The sequence below is a fragment of the Serratia sp. 22264 genome, assembly GCF_052045345.1.
Taxonomy (GTDB): domain Bacteria; phylum Pseudomonadota; class Gammaproteobacteria; order Enterobacterales; family Enterobacteriaceae; genus Serratia; species Serratia plymuthica.
On sequence record NZ_JBQEOY010000002.1, the window covers coordinates 389,861 to 408,078 of the forward strand.

14 protein-coding genes are annotated in these 18,218 nt (G+C 54.5%); 12 read left to right on the forward strand and 2 right to left on the reverse strand.

Annotation, left to right across the window (positions count from 1 at the left end):
* Entirely contained in the window at positions 1–1,575 is a 1,575-nt protein-coding gene (gene leuA, locus ACTJJ1_RS12760; RefSeq protein WP_440833938.1) for a 2-isopropylmalate synthase, read from the reverse strand.
* An 877-nt stretch (positions 1,576–2,452) separates the two neighbouring features.
* On the opposite strand from leuA, the gene leuO reads away from it, so the two are divergent.
* The 5 genes from leuO to cra all read left to right on the forward strand — a co-directional run bounded on the left by leuO (position 2,453) and on the right by cra (position 9,424).
* On the forward strand, positions 2,453–3,400 hold the full coding sequence (gene leuO / locus ACTJJ1_RS12765) for a transcriptional regulator LeuO (RefSeq protein ID WP_122289192.1): 948 nt from the start codon (positions 2,453–2,455) through the stop codon (positions 3,398–3,400).
* A 465-nt stretch (positions 3,401–3,865) separates the two neighbouring features.
* A complete protein-coding gene (locus ACTJJ1_RS12770; RefSeq protein WP_235196045.1) occupies positions 3,866–5,674 on the forward strand; it encodes an AMP-dependent synthetase/ligase in 1,809 nt (602 codons plus the stop codon).
* 316 nt (positions 5,675–5,990) lie between these two features.
* Positions 5,991–7,709 carry an acetolactate synthase 3 large subunit gene (gene ilvI / locus ACTJJ1_RS12775; protein ID WP_004950120.1) on the forward strand — a complete coding sequence of 573 codons (1,719 nt, stop codon included), beginning with the start codon at positions 5,991–5,993 and terminating at the stop codon, positions 7,707–7,709.
* A 2-nt stretch (positions 7,710–7,711) separates the two neighbouring features.
* Positions 7,712–8,203: an acetolactate synthase small subunit gene (gene ilvN / locus ACTJJ1_RS12780; RefSeq protein ID WP_004950121.1), complete on the forward strand. Its 492-nt coding sequence runs from the start codon at positions 7,712–7,714 to the stop codon at positions 8,201–8,203.
* A gap of 216 nt (positions 8,204–8,419) precedes the next feature.
* The gene (gene cra, locus ACTJJ1_RS12785) at positions 8,420–9,424 is read left to right on the forward strand and encodes a catabolite repressor/activator (protein WP_004950124.1); all 1,005 of its coding nucleotides are present in this window, start codon (positions 8,420–8,422) and stop codon (positions 9,422–9,424) included.
* 47 nt (positions 9,425–9,471) lie between these two features.
* Here cra and ACTJJ1_RS12790 read toward each other — a convergent pair whose 3' ends face one another.
* Complete coding sequence (locus ACTJJ1_RS12790; protein WP_122289659.1) at positions 9,472–9,912, reverse strand: L-alanine exporter AlaE; 441 nt, start codon at positions 9,910–9,912, stop codon at positions 9,472–9,474.
* Positions 9,913–10,783: 871 nt separating this feature from the next.
* On the opposite strand from ACTJJ1_RS12790, the gene mraZ reads away from it, so the two are divergent.
* Genes mraZ through mraY form a run of 7 tightly spaced genes read left to right on the forward strand, consistent with a single transcriptional unit; the run spans position 10,784 to position 18,217 of the window.
* Positions 10,784–11,242 carry a division/cell wall cluster transcriptional repressor MraZ gene (mraZ, locus tag ACTJJ1_RS12795; RefSeq protein WP_004950128.1) on the forward strand — a complete coding sequence of 153 codons (459 nt, stop codon included), beginning with the start codon at positions 10,784–10,786 and terminating at the stop codon, positions 11,240–11,242.
* A 2-nt stretch (positions 11,243–11,244) separates the two neighbouring features.
* The gene (gene rsmH, locus ACTJJ1_RS12800) at positions 11,245–12,186 is read left to right on the forward strand and encodes a 16S rRNA (cytosine(1402)-N(4))-methyltransferase RsmH (RefSeq protein ID WP_004950130.1); all 942 of its coding nucleotides are present in this window, start codon (positions 11,245–11,247) and stop codon (positions 12,184–12,186) included.
* Complete coding sequence (gene ftsL, locus ACTJJ1_RS12805) at positions 12,183–12,503, forward strand: cell division protein FtsL (RefSeq protein WP_004950132.1); 321 nt, start codon at positions 12,183–12,185, stop codon at positions 12,501–12,503. The genes rsmH and ftsL overlap by 4 nt, the downstream gene beginning before the upstream one ends.
* A gap of 42 nt (positions 12,504–12,545) precedes the next feature.
* Positions 12,546–14,309 (forward strand): peptidoglycan glycosyltransferase FtsI, encoded by a 1,764-nt coding sequence (locus tag ACTJJ1_RS12810; RefSeq protein WP_004950134.1) that lies wholly within the window; start codon positions 12,546–12,548, stop codon positions 14,307–14,309.
* Complete coding sequence (murE, locus tag ACTJJ1_RS12815) at positions 14,296–15,783, forward strand: UDP-N-acetylmuramoyl-L-alanyl-D-glutamate--2,6-diaminopimelate ligase (protein WP_006323584.1); 1,488 nt, start codon at positions 14,296–14,298, stop codon at positions 15,781–15,783. Before ACTJJ1_RS12810 ends, murE begins: the two co-directional genes overlap by 14 nt.
* Positions 15,780–17,141 carry a UDP-N-acetylmuramoyl-tripeptide--D-alanyl-D-alanine ligase gene (gene murF, locus ACTJJ1_RS12820; RefSeq protein ID WP_004950136.1) on the forward strand — a complete coding sequence of 454 codons (1,362 nt, stop codon included), beginning with the start codon at positions 15,780–15,782 and terminating at the stop codon, positions 17,139–17,141. Before murE ends, murF begins: the two co-directional genes overlap by 4 nt.
* Positions 17,135–18,217 carry a phospho-N-acetylmuramoyl-pentapeptide-transferase gene (gene mraY, locus ACTJJ1_RS12825; protein WP_004950137.1) on the forward strand — a complete coding sequence of 361 codons (1,083 nt, stop codon included), beginning with the start codon at positions 17,135–17,137 and terminating at the stop codon, positions 18,215–18,217. Before murF ends, mraY begins: the two co-directional genes overlap by 7 nt.
* The last annotated feature ends 1 nt before the right edge of the window (position 18,218 follow it).

Consider the following 18,218-nt stretch of genomic DNA (forward strand, 5'->3'; position numbering starts at 1 on the left):
TCACACCGTTTCCTGATTATTTTGATGTTTGCTTTGCTGCAGACGCTGTTTTTCTTTTTCTACCTGCTGGGAGCGCCAAATATTATTCAATACGTGAACCATCGCCTTGGCGGAGGATTCCACGATGTCGGTCGCCAGACCCACGCCGTGGAAGCGGCGGCCGTTGTAGGACACCACGATATCAACCTGGCCCAGAGCGTCGCGGCCCTGGCCTTTGGCGGTCAGTTGATACTTCACTAATTCGGTCGGGTAGTCGGTAATGCGATTGATGGCCTGATAAACCGCGTCGACCGGGCCGTTGCCGGTTGCCGCTTCGGCTTTTTCTTCATCGCCGCAGATCAGTTTCACCGAGGCGGTGGCCATGATGTTGGTGCCGGACTGCACGCTGAAATAGCCCAGGCTGTAATGCTCCGGCTCTTCCTGCTGCTTGTTAATGAAGGCTAAAGCCTCCAGATCGTAATCGAATACCTGGCCTTTCTTGTCGGCCAGTTTCAGGAACGCCGTGTACAGGGTGTCCAGGTTGTAGTCCTGTTCCTTATAGCCCATCTCTTCCATGCGGTGTTTTACCGCGGCGCGGCCGGAACGGGAGGTCAGGTTCAACTGCACGTCTTTCAGACCTATGGTCTGCGGCGACATGATTTCGTAGTTTTCACGGTTCTTCAGCACGCCGTCCTGATGAATGCCGGAGGAGTGGGCGAAGGCATTGGAACCCACGATCGCTTTGTTGGCCGGAATCGGCATGTTGCACAGCTGGCTGACCAACTGGCTGGTGCGGAAGATTTCCTGGTGATTAATGTTGGTGTGCACGTTCATGATGTCCTGGCGTACTTTGATCGCCATGATCACTTCTTCCAGCGAGGTATTGCCGGCGCGTTCACCGATGCCGTTCAGCGTGCCTTCAACCTGACGAGCGCCCGCCTGCACGGCGGCGATGGAGTTGCCGACCGCCATGCCCAGATCGTCGTGGCAGTGGACCGAAATAATGGCTTTATCAATGTTCGGTACGCGGTCATACAGGGTGGTGATGATGCCGCCGAACTGGTTTGGCGTGGTGTAGCCGACGGTGTCCGGGATATTGATGGTGGTGGCGCCGGCGTTGATGGCGGCTTCCACTACGCGGCACAGATTATCGATTGGCGTCCGGCCTGCGTCTTCGCAAGAGAACTCCACGTCGTCGGTGTAATTGCGGGCGCGCTTCACCGAGCGTACCGCCATTTCCAGCACTTCATCGAAAGAGCGCTTCAACTTGGATTCAATGTGCAGAGTGGATGTAGCCAGGAACACGTGAATACGGAAGGCCTCGGCAACGCGCAGCGCTTCGGCGGCGACGTCGATATCGTTATCCACGCAGCGGGCCAGGCCACATACGCGGCTGTTTTTGATCTGACGGGCGATGGTCTGCACCGATTCAAAATCACCCGGAGAGGAGACCGGGAAACCGACTTCCATTACGTCGACGCCCATTCTCTCCAGCGCCATGGCTATCTGAATCTTCTCTTTTACGCTCAGACTGGCTTGCAGCGCTTGTTCACCATCACGCAGCGTGGTATCGAAAATAATGACTTGTTGGCTCATCAGGGCGTTCCTTATCGTGTTTATTTCACGCTAAGCGGGTAAAAAAAAACCCGCGCAGTAGCGCGGGTTTGTTATGAGTGAGGGACTGAATCAGCTCTGAACTCCGTCCACCAGCATACCGCGCAAAGAAGATGCGTTAAGTAGTAGGCTTAGTAGACGGTGAGTACGGATCATGAGGGTTCAGCTTCTCTTAAAATTGTGTCGTTCCTAATTTGATACGTTATTGGCCTGGCGATGTCAACATCTGATTGAATAGAGGGCGAACCCCTTGTCAGGAAATTGGGTAAAAGTGCTTGCAGAGGATAATTCGGTAAAAATTCGCAGGGTTAGTGGAAAAACGGGGGGTGTTTTGCGCATTGCTTAGCATAAATTAATCGAATGTATGCGGCGGCAATTGCTTCTGTATCTCATTGGGTTAAAATTTGCGTTGAAGCGATAACGATGTCTGACAACCGAAGGACAAAGTACATACCATTTTTTTTGTAAATGGTTTCATTTAAATATATATAGTTTATTTATTGGTAGAAATGACAGATAACAAGATAGTGCATTTTTGCATCGGCTAAACGTATATTCTAGACGTTTGTGATATGTTTTTATCGCTTGGCTTATAATCGAAACTTCGTTGCTAAACAGTATTCATTATTTTATCTACCTATTTATTAGTACTGTGTTGTCGCCGTTCTTCCCCCGTAACGGTGGAAGTCTCTGATACGCACCTTATATGCGGTTTTCGCCACGGCGGTATAGCAAGGGTTTCTGTCGTTTGATTGAAGGAATAACCGATCTTGTCTTGTGGGAATAAAACAATACGGTTTCACATTGTTTGTCTTGCACAGCGATAAGATTATCTACACAGGATTTAGTGGAGTGATATATGGCTGAATATGATTCAGAAATTGCCATGGTTAAAGAGCCTGCGGACATTCATTTGCGCAGCGTCGATCTTAATTTGCTGACTGTTTTTGACGCCGTGATGCAAATGCAGAATATTACGCGAGCCGCTACTTCATTAGGGATGTCGCAGCCGGCGGTGAGCAACGCGGTTGCGCGCCTGAAGGTGATGTTCAATGATGAGCTGTTTGTGCGCAGCGGGCGGGGGATCCAGCCCACGATGCGGGCCAGACAGTTATTCGGGCCGGTACGTCAGGCACTGCAATTGGTGCAAAATGAACTGCCCGGCTCAGAGTTCGAACCCTTTACCAGTATACGGGCTTTCTCGCTATCCCTCTGCAGCCCGCTCGACTTACGGTTGGGAGCCAAGATAATCAACCACGTCAAACAGATAGCTCCGCAGCTTAATTTGCAAGTAAAGTCATACATTAACAATAATATTGAGCATCAATTGCGTTATCAGGATGTTGAGTTCGTTATTGGCTACAGTCGTTTTGAATCGACGGAGTTTCGCAGTTTGGCGCTGTTCGACGATGAACTGGTGCTGGCTGTCGCGCAGGCGCACCCGAGAATGACTGCGAGTCTTACACCGGAGCAAGCTTTATTTGAGCAACATGCCGTGGTCTCGCTGGAAAGCTTTGGATCTTTCAGCAAGCCTTATTATATCGAAGAAGCCATGCAGCGTGCCGTGACTCAGCAGTGCACCGATTTATATAGCGTGTTAAATATGGTCTCCCAGACGGAAATGGTGGCTATCGCACCGGCATGGCTGGTACGGCAACAGGCCACGTCACTGAAGATAAAAGCGGTGCCTTTGTGTGCGGAAGACAATAAAGCGACATGTTATCTTTCCTGGCACGAATCGTCCGAACGCGATAAAGGGCATCAATGGATGAAATCCGTTCTGACTGAGGCGGGCAACCCAGAGTAAATCCATGGAATACTCTCCCTGAAGAAAGATAATATTTATATGAGCAGGTTTTTTGCATGATAAAAAGCTAAGAACTATCTTGGTTTTTATTAAGATGTTTCTGGGTTTTTTGCGATAAAATAACTTTTCTATAGCTGTTATGGTTATTTTATGAAAAATAATAATCATGAATTTATATTCTGATTTTTTAATTTTTATTGGTGTTTTAAACTGATTTGAATGGACGGCCCGCAGGGGCCGCATTTTGTCCCCGACATAAAACCTTTTTAACGCTGCTCTGTCCAACCTGAGGGTGTGGTTAAGCTAGCCTGCCTTTTGGCTCACACTTCTACGCTGAAAACTCTTTTCCCGCTGCCTGAGAGTAGGTAGACTGCGCGAAAAAAAGTAAACACGTGTAAGCTGAGATTCGGGGCCAGAAGCTCTGTTCGAGGTTAACTGTTTGATTCATTTCAGGCTTAGAGCGCTATGATCAATAATCTGCTGCAATACCATCTGACTCATCGTATACAGCACCAAATTTCCCATCGTGCCGATCGCACAGCTTTTCGCCAATGGTCTCCTGATGGCGAGACACAACTGACCTGGGGACAGGCCGACGCCCACATTAACCGCATCGCCAGCGCGCTGCTGGCGTTGGGGTCCGAAGTGCAGGAGCGCATCGCGATTTTTGCCAATAACTGCATGGCTTGGTCGCTGGCGGATTTGGCTATCCTGCAACTTCGGGCGGTGAGCGTACCCTTGTATGCCACCAACACGCCTGCCCAGGCAGCATTTATTATCAATGATGCGGATATTCGCATCCTGTTCGTCGGCGAGCAGGCACAGTTGGATGCAGCCATTGCGCTGCGCGGTGTGTGCCCGCAGTTGAATCATATCATCGTGTTCGATGACGCAGCCGATCTGCGCGGGTGCGATATTGCCCGGCATCTGAGCGCCTTTGAACGCGGGGTCGATGTCGATGCCTTTGAATCTCAACGGCAGGAGCGTATTGCAGATTGCGATCTGCGGGATCTGTTCACTCTGATCTACACCTCCGGCACCACCGGCGAGCCAAAAGGGGTGATGCTGGATTACCGTAATCTGGCCGCGCAGCTCTATCTGCACGACGAGCGGCTAACGGTGAACGAAGAGGATGTCTCCCTCAGTTTCCTGCCGATATCGCATGTATTTGAGCGCATCTGGAGCTTCTTCATCATGCACTCGGGCGCGCAGAACGTGTATCTGCCGAATACTGACTGGGTGCGTGAAGCCATGACGGCGGTACGCCCGACGTTGATGTGCGCGGTACCTCGTTTCTACGAAAAAATCTTTAGCGCGGTGCATGAAAAGGTAGCGCGTGCGCCCTGGCTGCGTCGTGCATTGTTCCATTGGGCGATCGTCTGTGGTGAACGCAAGTTCCTGCAGGAGCGCGCCGGTAAGCCGCTGGGCAAGTTGTTCAACCTTTCCCACCGCTGGGCCGACAAGCTGGTCCTGAGCAAGCTGCGCGGCATCCTCGGCGGGAAGGTGCGTTTCTTGCCGGCGGCGGGCGCCAAACTTGACGACAATGTCATCCTGTTTTTCCAGGCGATGGGCGTCAATATCAAATATGGTTATGGTATGACCGAGACCTGCGCCACCGTCTCCTGCTGGGAAGAGGGTAATTTCCGCTTTGGCTCTATCGGCAAACCCTTGCCGGGGGTTGAGGTGCGTATTGGCGAGGAAAATGAGATTCAGGTACGCGGCCCCATCGTGATGCGCGGCTATTTCAATAAGCCGCTGGAAACCACCGCTTCTTTTACCGGGGACGGCTGGCTGAAAACCGGTGACGCCGGCGCGATTGACGAGGCGGGTAACCTGTTCATTACCGAGCGACTGAAGGATTTGATGAAAACCTCCGGCGGCAAATATATCGCCCCGCAGATGCTTGAAGGCACGTTGGCTCAGGATCGTTTTATCGAGCAGGTGGCGATCATCGCCGATGCGCGTAAATTCGTTTCGGCCCTGATCGTACCCAGCTTTGAGTCGCTGGAAGAGTATGCGAAATCCATTAACCTGAAATACCAGGATCGGCTTGAGCTGCTGCGTAATAGCCACATTATAGAAATGTTCGAGAGCCGTCTGCGCGACATGCAAAAAGAGCTGGCGCGCTTTGAGCAGGTGAAAAAGTTTACTCTGCTACCGGCGGCCTTTTCGATGGAGTTGGGTGAACTCACCCCCACGCTGAAGCTGCGCCGGAAGGTGATTCTACAGCGCTACCAGCATGAAATTGACTCGATGTACCAGGATCAGGCATAAGGATGCTGCCGGGCAGTATACCCGGCTAAAAAAACAGCATAATTCTTGCCTGATATAGTTCTGTAATTCCCTGTCTGCCCGAAACAATGCCTAGCCTGATCCGCCAGCGGCTAGTGCATTGTTTTTGTAAACCCCCGATCCTCAGTCGCATGGCAATAACCACTCTATTTCTGAGTCTTTTTGTCGTTTGCCTGCTCAATACTCTGACGTTATGTTAGCCAGTTAGAATCAATACACAAAAATTTTGGGGCATTGCCCCACAGCAGGCGCTACGTTCCGGCGCCAGACAAGAATAAGTAAGCCTGGAGGCAAACCCATGGAGATGTTGTCAGGAGCCGAGATGGTCGTTCGATCGTTGATCGATCAGGGCGTTAAGCACGTATTCGGATATCCGGGCGGGGCGGTACTCGATATCTACGACGCCCTGCATACGGTCGGAGGAATCGATCACATATTGGTTCGTCATGAGCAGGGTGCGGTGCATATGGCGGATGGCTATGCGCGCGCTACCGGTGAGGTAGGCGTGGTGCTGGTGACTTCCGGCCCCGGCGCGACCAATGCGATTACCGGCATTGCGACCGCCTATATGGACTCCATCCCGATGGTGGTGCTCTCCGGCCAGGTTCCAAGCTCGCTGATTGGTTATGACGCCTTCCAGGAGTGCGACATGGTCGGGATTTCTCGCCCGGTGGTGAAGCACAGTTTCTTGGTGAAGCGCACTGAGGATATCCCCGGCATCCTGAAAAAAGCCTTTTATCTGGCCTCGACCGGCCGTCCTGGCCCGGTCGTGATCGACCTGCCGAAAGATATCGTTGGCCCGGCGGTCAGAATGCCTTACGCCTATCCGCAGGAAGTGAGCATGCGCTCCTATAACCCAACGGTGCAGGGCCACCGCGGGCAGATAAAACGCGCGCTGCAAACCATTTTGGCGGCTAAAAAACCGGTTATGTACGTTGGCGGCGGAGCGATCAACTCGGCTTGCGATGCAGAACTGCTGGAATTGGCGGAAAAGCTGAATCTGCCGGTGACCTGCACCCTGATGGGGCTGGGGGCCTTCCCCGGTACGCACCGCCAGAGCGTCGGCATGCTCGGCATGCACGGCACTTACGAAGCCAATAAAACCATGCACCATTCCGACGTGATTTTCGCCGTCGGCGTGCGTTTTGACGATCGCACGACCAACAACCTGGCAAAATACTGCCCGGATGCCACCGTACTGCATATCGATATTGATCCTACCTCGATCTCCAAGACGGTCGATGCCGATATTCCGATCGTGGGCGATGCCAAACAGGTGCTGACCCAGATGCTGGAACTGTTGGCGCAGGACGATAAGGCGCAGGACTTCGATGCGTTGCGCGACTGGTGGCAGTCTATTGAGCAGTGGCGCGCGCGCGACTGTCTGGGCTATGACAAAAACAGCGGTACCATCAAACCACAGGCAGTGATCGAAACCCTGCATCGTTTGACCAAGGGGGATGCTTACGTCACCTCCGATGTGGGCCAGCACCAGATGTTCGCCGCGCTCTACTATCCGTTCGACAAGCCGCGCCGCTGGATCAACTCCGGTGGGCTGGGCACCATGGGCTTCGGCCTGCCGGCTGCGCTGGGCGTGAAGCTGGCGTTGCCTGATGAGACCGTGGTGTGCGTAACCGGCGATGGCAGTATCCAGATGAACATTCAGGAGCTTTCCACCGCGTTGCAATACAACCTGCCGGTGATAGTGGTGAATCTCAACAACCGCTATCTGGGCATGGTGAAGCAGTGGCAGGACATGATCTACTCAGGTCGCCATTCGCAGTCTTATATGGATTCCCTGCCTGATTTCGTCAAACTGGCGGAAGCTTACGGTCACGTAGGCATCGCCATTCGCACGCCGGATGAACTGGAAAGCAAACTGGCGCAGGCGTTGGCCGAGAAAGAACGACTGGTGTTTGTCGATGTCACCGTCGATGAGACCGAACATGTTTACCCCATGCAGATCCGCGGCGGAAGCATGGACGAAATGTGGTTAAGCAAAACGGAGAGGACCTGATCATGCGACGTATTTTATCTGTATTGCTGGAAAACGAATCCGGCGCGTTGTCGCGTGTGGTGGGGTTGTTCTCCCAGCGTGGTTACAACATTGAAAGCCTGACGGTAGCGCCGACCGACGATCCTACGTTGTCGCGTATGACCATCCAAACCGTCGGCGATGAGAAAGTGCTGGAGCAGATCGAAAAGCAGCTGCATAAGCTGGTGGATGTGCTGCGCGTCAGCGAGCTGGTGCAGGGCGCGCATGTTGAGCGCGAGATCATGCTGGTGAAGCTGCAGGCCAGCGGTTATGGCCGTGAAGAGGTGAAACGCTGCGCCGATATTTTCCGTGGGCAGATTGTCGATGTCACGGCGACGCTTTACACCGTTCAGCTGGCCGGCACCAGCGACAAGCTGGATGCGTTTCTTAATGCAGTGCGCGAAGTGGCTGAAATTGTCGAAGTGGCGCGTTCCGGCGTCGTCGGCGTGTCGCGCGGCGATAAAATCATGCGCTGAAACGTGATATTGGCATAATCTGAGGGCGCGGCATGGCTGCGCCTTTTGTTTTTCAGTGTTTTTTGCCTGTTTGCTGGCACCTTTCGGCAAAAGCGGTTGCTCGGCAGTGTTTTCTGCTGTTAGATCGCAGAGGCTGGATTGAATAACCGCACGGGATGCGATGGTTAATCCGAGCATAGCTTTCACTTCTATTTTCAGCGTCATTAAGGGGTTAACGTGAAACTGGATGAAATCGCGCGTCTCGCTGGCGTTTCGCGCACCACGGCCAGTTATGTCATCAACGGCAAAGCGAAGCAGTATCGTGTCAGCGATAAAACCGTCGAAAAAGTGATGGCCGTGGTCAGGGAGCATAACTATCACCCGAATGCCGTCGCGGCAGGATTGCGCGCCGGACGAACTCGCTCTATCGGCCTGGTGATACCGGATCTGGAAAACACCAGCTATACCCGTATCGCCAACTACCTGGAGCGCCAGGCGCGCCAGCGCGGTTATCAGCTATTGATTGCCTGTTCGGAAGATCAGCCGGATAACGAAATGCGCTGTATCGAACACCTGCTGCAACGCCAGGTCGACGCCATTATCGTTTCCACCGCTTTGCCGCCGGAGCACCCGTTCTATCAGCGCTGGGCCAAAGATCCATTACCGATCATCGCTCTGGACCGGGCACTGGATCGCGAGCATTTCATCAGCGTGGTGGGAGCCGACCAAGAGGATTCCTTCGCGCTGGCGCAGGAGCTTCGCACTTTTCCGGCGGAGTCGGTGCTGTATCTGGGCGCATTGCCTGAGCTGTCCGTCAGTTTCCTGCGTGAGCAAGGATTCCGCCAGGCGTGGGAGGGCGACGAACGGCCTGTCGATTATCTGTATGCCAACAGCTATGAACGCGAGGCTGCCGGCGTACTGTTTGCAGAATGGTTGAAAACGCATCCGATGCCGCAGGCGTTGTTCACCACTTCGTTCTCTCTGTTGCAGGGGGTGATGGATGTGACGTTGAAACAGCGGGGTCGCTTGCCGACCGATCTGGCGATCGCCACTTTCGGCGATCACGAGCTGCTGGACTTTCTTGAGTGCCCGGTGCTGGCGGTAGCGCAGCGCCACCGTGATGTGGCTGAACGGGTACTGGAACTGGTGTTGGCCAGCCTGGATGAACCGCGTAAACCTAAACCGGGCCTGACGCGTATTCGCCGCAATCTGTTCCGTCGCGGTAGTCTGAGCCGGAAATAAATAATACAGGCGGGGCGGCGTCGCTGTTTCCTGCCTGTCTCCCCGCTTTACACATAGCCGGTTACCCGGAACAGCTTTCTGCAGTATTCAAGAAAGTAGCCATATATCACGCCCATCGCCATCGAGACCACGGCATTTCCGGCCACCGCGGTCATAATTTGCTGCCCGTCTGCACCTACGCTCCACAATATGGCGGCGTACACCGGCGATTGAAAACTGACATACGCCAGCAAGTCGGCGAGGTTACGCAGAAACCATTGCCCGTGATGAGAGCGCTTCGCAAGGCGAATAAACAGGTCGCGGTAGCGTCCATAGGGCCAGGCGATCAGGATATTCACCGGGATCGACACCAGGCGGGAGGAGAGCGATTGCTGAAAATTCATGCCGGAAACCAAAATTTCTATCGCCATTCCGGCGATGAAACAGTACACCACCAGTGCAAAAGTATCGGCGGCGGCGCTGCGCCAATAAGCGACAGGCGAAAGCATGGTGCAATCTCCTTAAGTGTTGGTTAATATTCTGTTAAAATTGATGATTGTGGTTGTTGATTCTTGTTTATTGCGTTTTTTATAGTTTACTCCTCTATCTTGTTTTTATTGGGTAGCTGAATATTTTTATTTATTGCTCTTGGCTGATTTTTATCCTGAGGAAGAGCGGTAGAATCTGGCGCGAAGGGATTAAAACGGGAGGGTTTTTACTTTTTTGATTTAAAACATATGGTTACGAATTTTTTCATTATAAAGTGCATTTTCACAGCAAAAATTGTGGGAATAAATGATGTAAGGAAATGAAACCATAATTGTAAACAGGTATTTTGAGAATAATCTTACCAAGCTGATTTAAATCGAAAATAACTCGACTCGTAATATCCGAGTAATTTATTTTTTCATCTGGCTTATCACTGACGCTTTAATTGAAGTAAAATAGCGCCCGACCTGAAGTGCAATAACCGTTGAGCGTTATTAACTCAATGGCTTATACCGTATTTCGCCAATGGCCGGAGTTAACGGCGAGCCTTGGCCGGTGCGGGTTACGGCGGGTTACAGGGTTGTGATTGCCGAGCTAAAAAATGAGACATCGATTGCAGAAGGAAGTAATGAGTTAATTAATCGCCAATTTGTCAGGTTTTTAATCACCCTCTTTCCGCTCAGAAAATTATCCCCGTTTATCATGATGTTAATTTTAACTCATCGAATAAATAGCGTTCCTTTCGCGAGTCAGCTCCCAAAATGACGGGAGAAATATTGCCAAAGCGCCGCCGCTCTGGCTTGACAAGGTTTTCATACCCTCCGTAAACTCCCTTATGTGGGAATTTGTGGTGTAAAGTGGTGAAAACGGTCATGAAGGGGTAGCTCAGGAATGTTCCGTGGGGCAACGATGGTCAATCTCGACAGCAAAGGGCGGCTTGCCGTACCCACCCGTTATCGGGATTTGCTGAACGAGCAATCGCAAGGCCAAATGGTCTGTACCATTGACCTCCATCAGTCCTGCCTGCTGCTTTACCCATTGCCCGAATGGGAAATTATTGAACAAAAATTATCCCGTCTGTCGAGTATGAATCCCGCAGAGCGCCGCGTTCAGCGCTTATTGTTGGGGCATGCCAGTGAGTGTCAGATGGACAGCGCCGGTCGGTTGTTGCTAGCTACTACGCTGCGTCAACACGCCGGGCTTACAAAAGAAGTGATGCTGGTCGGGCAGTTCAACAAGTTTGAACTGTGGGATGAACAGACCTGGTATCAACAAGTCAAGGATGATATTGACGCAGAACAGTCGACTCAGGAACCGTTGTCTGAGCGGCTACAGGACTTGTCGCTATAAGCATGTTGGAAAACTATAAACACACCACCGTACTGTTGGATGAGGCGGTCAATGGCCTCAATATTCGCAGTAACGGCATATATATCGACGGTACTTTTGGTCGCGGTGGCCATTCTCGTCTGATTCTGTCCCAACTGGGGCCGGAAGGACGTTTGCTGGCAATTGACCGTGATCCACAGGCGATTGCAGCCGCCAAATCTATTGAAGATCCTCGTTTTACCATCGTACACGGCCCATTTTCTGATTTGTCACACTACGTGCGGGAACGCGAATTGGTGGGGCAGATTGATGGCGTCTTACTCGATTTGGGCGTTTCTTCGCCGCAGTTGGATGACGCAGAGCGCGGTTTCTCCTTCATGCGTGACGGCCCACTGGATATGCGTATGGACCCATCAAGCGGCCAGTCCGCCTCTGAATGGTTGTTGAAAGCGGAAGCGGACGATATTGCCTGGGTGCTGAAAACCTTCGGTGAGGAGCGTTTCGCCAAGCGCATTGCCCGCGCCATCGTGGAAAGAAACCGTGTCGAACCGATGACGCGCACCAAAGAGCTGGCTGACCTGATCGCCAATGCCAGCCCGTTCCGGGAAAAACACAAGCATCCGGCAACGCGCAGTTTCCAGGCCATTCGTATCTACATCAACAGTGAACTGGAAGAGATTGAGCGTGCGCTGGACGGCGCGCTGGAAGTGCTGGCCCCGCAGGGTCGCCTGTCGATCATCAGTTTCCACTCGTTGGAAGATCGTATCGTTAAACGCTTTATGCGCCACCATAGCCGCGGTGCTCAGGTACCGGCAGGTCTGCCGCTGACTGAAGAGCAACTGCGCGGCATGGGCGGGCGCACGCTGAAAGCCTTGGGCAAGATGATGCCTTCGCAAGATGAAGTGGCGGAAAACCCACGCGCGCGCAGTTCAGTGCTGCGCATTGCCGAGAGGATGCCCGCGTGATTGGTAATGAACGCCACGGTTTGGTGGGGGTGATTGGCGGCGATCTGCTGCGTAACGCCAAGATCCCATTGATTTTACTGGTCGCTTCACTGATTTCTGCGATTTTTGTGGTGACTACCGCACACCGTACCCGCCTGCTGACCGCTGAGCGCGAGCAGTTGGTGCTTGAGCGGGATGCTCTGGATATTGAATGGCGCAACCTGATTTTGGAGGAGAACGCCCTCGGCGACCACAGCCGGGTCGAGCGTATCGCCACCGAAAAACTGCAGATGCAACATGTTGATCCATCGCAGGAAAATATCATCGTTAAACAATGAACAGTTTAACTGAAATCATGACACGGAGAAGAAAGGGAACGCATGAAAGCAGCACGCCCCGGTAAGTTGAAACGCCCGGAAAATCAGGCCAGCTTTGTAAGCTGGCGTTTTGCGTTGCTGTGCGGCTGTATTTTGCTGGCGCTGGTGGGATTGATGCTGCGCGTGGCCTATCTGCAGGTCATCAATCCGGACCGCCTGGTGAAAGAAGGCGACATGCGTTCGCTGCGTGTGCAGGAGGTACCGACCTCACGCGGCATGATCAGCGATCGCGCCGGCCGACCATTGGCGGTGAGCGTACCGGTCAACGCCATTTGGGCGGATCCTAAAGAGCTGAACGAGCGTGGCGGCATTACGCTGGATAGCCGTTGGAAGGCGTTGTCCGACGCGCTGAATATCCCTCTGGATCAGCTTTCTACCCGTGTTAACGCCAACCCGAAAGGGCGCTTTGTTTACCTGGCTCGCCAGGTGAACCCGGCGGTAGGCGATTACATTCGCAAGCTGAAGTTACCGGGGATTTACCTGCGTCAGGAATCGCGCCGTTACTACCCGGCCGGCCAGGTCACCTCGCACATTATCGGCGTGACCAATATTGACGGCCAGGGCATCGAAGGCGTCGAGAAGAGCTTTGACCGCTGGTTGACCGGGCAACCGGGTGAACGAACCGTGCGTAAAGACCGCTATGGCCGGGTGATCGAGGATATCTCCTCGGTCGACAGCCAGGCGGCGCATAACCTGGTATTGAGCGTCGATGAGCGCCTGCAGGCGCTGGTGTATCGCGAACTGAACAACGCGGTGGCGTTCAACAAGGCTGAATCCGGCACGGCGGTGCTGATCGACGTGAACACCGGCGAAGTGCTGGCGATGGCCAACAGCCCGTCTTACAACCCGAATAATATGGCCGGTACGCCGAAAGACACCATGCGTAACCGCGCTATTACCGATATTTTTGAGCCTGGCTCCACCGTGAAACCTATGGTGGTGATGACAGCGTTACATAACGGTGTGGTGAAAGAAAACAGCGTGCTGAACACCATTCCTTTCCGTATTCAGGGCCACGAGATTAAAGACGTGGCGCGTTATGCGGAGCTGTCGGTAACCGGGATCTTGCAGAAGTCGAGTAACGTTGGCGTTACCAAGCTGGCGTTAGCGATGCCGTCCTCGGCGTTAGTAGATACTTACTCTCGTTTTGGACTGGGAAAAGCGACCAATTTGGGGCTGGTCGGAGAAAGCAGTGGCATATACCCAAAAAAACAACGGTGGTCTGACATAGAGAGGGCCACCTTCTCTTTCGGCTACGGGCTAATGGTAACTCCGTTACAGTTGGCGCGAGTCTACGCAACGATCGGCAGCCTGGGCGTGTATCGCCCATTGTCGATCACCAAGGTTGACCCTCCGGTTGCCGGCGAACGCATTTTCCCTGAACCTCTGGTGCGCACCGTGGTGCACATGATGGAAAGCGTGGCCTTGCCGGGCGGCGGCGGCGTGAAAGCCGCCATCAAGGGTTACCGCATCGCTATTAAAACCGGTACCGCCAAAAAGGTCGGCCCGGATGGCAAATACGTCAACCGATATCTCGCTTATACCGCCGGCGTCGCGCCGGCCAGTAATCCCCGTTTTGCTCTGGTGGTGGTGATCAACGATCCTCAGGGTGGGAAGTACTATGGCGGTGCAATTTCCGCACCGGTGTTCGGCGCCATCATGGGCGGCGTATTGCGCACCATGAACGTCGAACCGGACGCGTTGCCCACCGCTGATAAAAGCGAATTAGTGATTAATAAAAAAGAGGGTTCAGGTGGCAGATCGTAATTTGCGCGATTTACTCGCTCCATGGGTGCCGACGGCGCCCGGGCGCGCGCTGCGGGAAATGACATTAGACAGCCGTATCGCGGCTGCCGGGGATCTGTTTGTCGCCGTTGTTGGCCATCAGACAGATGGACGTCGCTATATTCCGCAGGCCATTGCGCAGGGTGTTGCAGCCGTGATTGCCGAAGCTGAAGGTCAGGCCGAAGACGGCGCAATCACGGAAATGCACGGTGTGCCGGTGATTTATCTGAGCCAGCTTAACCAGCGCCTTTCCGCATTGGCCGGGCGTTTTTACCATCAACCGGCAGAGCGCCTGCGTCTGGTTGGCGTGACCGGCACCAACGGTAAAACCACCACCACGCAATTGCTGGCGCAGTGGAGCCAACTGTTGGGTGAAACCGGCGCGGTGATGGGCACCGTCGGTAACGGTCTGCTGGGCCAGGTGTGCCCGACTGAGAATACCACCGGTTCTGCGGTGGATGTTCAACACGTATTAAACGAGTTGGTCGATCGGGGCGCAACCTTCGCCGCGATGGAAGTCTCTTCTCACGGGTTGGTGCAAAACCGCGTGGCGGCGCTGCCGTTTGCCGCCGCAGTGTTCACCAACCTGAGCCGCGATCACCTGGATTACCACGGTGATATGGCCAATTACGAAGCGGCCAAATGGTCGTTGTTTGCCGGCCACGAAGTGGGGCAGGCGATCATCAACGCCGATGACGAAGTGGGTCAGCGCTGGCTGAGCAAATTGCCGGATGCGGTGGCGGTCACCATGCAGGATAACCTGCAGCTGGGTTGTCATGGCCGCTGGCTGAAAACCACTGCGGTCAGTTATCACGATAATGGCGCCACTGTCCGCTTCAGCTCAAGCTGGGGCGACGGCGAAATTGAGAGCCGCCTGATGGGCGCTTTCAACGTCAGCAACCTGTTGCTGGCACTGGCGACACTGCTGTCACTGGGCTATCCGCTGGACAAACTGGTGGAAACCGGCAATCAGCTGCAGCCGGTATGCGGCCGCATGGAAGTTTTCAACGCGCCAGGCAAACCGACGGTCGTGGTGGATTACGCCCACACCCCGGACGCGCTGGAGAAGGCGCTGGAAGCTGCGCGCCTGCACTGCCAGGGGCAGCTGTGGTGCGTGTTCGGTTGCGGCGGCGATCGTGACAAGGGCAAGCGCCCGCTGATGGGTGGCATCGCCGAGCAGTTCGCCGATCGCGTAGTGGTGACTGATGATAACCCGCGTACCGAAGAACCGCAGGCGATCATTGCCGATATCCTTACCGGTCTGCTGGATGCCGGGCGTGCTCTGGTGATCCACGGCCGTGCCGAAGCGGTAACCAGCGCGATTATGCAAGCCAAAGAACAAGATGTGGTGCTGGTGGCGGGTAAAGGCCATGAGGACTATCAACTGGTGGGGAACCGCCGTCTGGATTACTCCGATCGCACCACCGTTGCGCGTCTGCTGGGGGTAATAGCATGATTCCTGTCTCCCTTCAGGCACTGGCCGATGTATTGAGCGCTGAGTTGATCGGCGCCGATTGCCAAATCATTGAGGTGACGACAGATACCCGCCAGGTAACCGCAGGTTGCCTGTTTGTGGCGCTGAAGGGCGAGCGTTTTGATGCGCATGCCTTCGCTGCCGATGCTGTAGCCGCAGGCGCTGGGGCGCTGCTGGTGAGTAAGCGCTTATTGGTGGACGTACCGCAACTGGTGGTGAAAGACACGCGTTTGGCGCTGGGGCAACTGGCTGCCTGGGTGCGCCAGCAAGTGCCGGCCCGCGTTGTGGCGTTAACCGGTTCATCGGGCAAGACCTCGGTGAAGGAAATGGCCGCCGCTATTTTGCGTGAATGCGGTGAAGTGCTGTATACCGCCGGTAACTTCAACAACGATATCGGCGTGCCGCTGACGCTGCTGCGTTTGCAACCGCAGCATGATTTTGCCGTGATTGAGCTGGGTGCCAACCATATTGGCGAGATTGCCTATACCACCGCATTAACGCGGCCACAGACCGCCCTGGTGAATAACCTGGCGGCGGCTCACCTGGAAGGTTTTGGCTCTTTGGCCGGCGTCGCCCAGGCGAAAGGTGAAATTTTTACCGGCTTGCCGGCTGACGGCGTGGCGATCATCAACGCCGACAATAACGACTGGCCGCATTGGCAGAGCATGCTGAACGATAAAACCGTCTGGCGCTTCTCGCCGCAGGCGGCGGAAGGCGTGGATTTCTTCGCCAGCGACGTGCTGGTGAACGCCAAAGGCACGCAATTTACGTTGCACAGCCCGTTCGGCACCGCGACGATAGCGCTGCCGTTACCGGGCCGCCATAACGTGGCCAATGCGCTGGCCGCAGCGGCGCTGGCCATGTCGGTCGGTGCGTCGCTCGAAGCCGTGCGCCAGGGGTTGAAACAGTTGCAGGGGGTGCCGGGGCGTTTGTTCCCGATTGCGCTTACCGAAAACAAGCTGCTGCTCGATGACAGCTATAACGCCAACGTCGGCTCGATGACCGCCGCAGCGCAGGTATTGGCAGAGATGCCGGGCTACCGCGTAATGGTGGTTGGCGATATGGCCGAGCTGGGGGCGGATGCCGAAGAGTGTCACCGCCAGGTGGGTGAAGCGGCCCGGCTGGCCGGCATCGATAAAGTGATAGGTATCGGTCCGTTAAGCCAGGCGCTGTGCGCGGCTTCCGGCAGCGGCGAACATTTTCAGGACAAGGCAGCAGTGATCGCGCGCGTGGCGGAGTTACTGTCGGAACATGCGGTAATTACCGTGTTAATCAAGGGTTCACGTAGTGCCGCAATGGAGCAGGTAGTACGCGCGTTACAGGAGAAAGCACCATGTTAGTTTGGCTGGCCGAGCATTTGGTCAAATATTATTCCGGCTTCAACGTCTTCTCCTATCTGACGTTCAGGGCCATTGTCAGCCTGCTCACCGCGCTGTTTCTCTCCTTATGGATGGGCCCGCGGGTGATTAAACGCCTGCAGGAGATGTCCTTCGGTCAGGTTGTGCGTAACGATGGCCCGGAGTCGCATTTCAGCAAACGCGGCACGCCGACCATGGGCGGCATCATGATCCTGACCTCCATCACCATTTCGGTGCTGATGTGGGCTTACCCGTCCAACCCTTACGTTTGGGGCGTGTTGTTCGTGCTGGTGGGTTACGGCATCGTCGGCTTCGTCGATGACTACCGCAAAGTGGTGCGTAAAGACACCAAGGGGCTGATCGCCCGTTGGAAATACTTCTGGCAGTCGGTGATTGCGTTGATTTTCGCCTTCGCCATGTATGCCGTAGGAAAAGACACGCCAGCCACCGAGCTGGTTGTGCCGTTCTTTAAGGACATCATGCCGCAGCTCGGTCTGTTGTACGTGCTGTTGGCGTACTTCGTGGTGGTCGGCACCAGCAACGCGGTCAACCTGACCGATGGGCTGGATGGCCTGGCGATCATGCCAACGGTGTTCGTGGCGGCGGGCTTTGCGCTGGTGGCTTGGGCGACCGGCAACATGAATTTCGCCAACTACCTGCACATTCCTTATCTGCGTCATGCGGGTGAGCTGGTGATCGTCTGTACTGCCATCGTTGGCGCCGGCCTGGGCTTTTTATGGTTCAACACCTACCCGGCACAGGTCTTTATGGGTGACGTCGGCTCACTGGCACTGGGTGGTGCGCTGGGCACCATCGCGGTACTGCTGCGCCAAGAGTTCCTGTTATTGATTATGGGCGGCGTGTTCGTGGTTGAAACGCTGTCGGTGATCCTGCAGGTGGGATCGTTCAAGCTGCGCGGGCAACGTATTTTCCGCATGGCGCCGATCCACCACCATTATGAATTGAAGGGCTGGCCGGAACCGCGCGTGATCGTGCGCTTCTGGATTATTTCGCTGATGCTGGTGCTGATTGGCCTGGCGACGCTGAAGGTACGGTAAT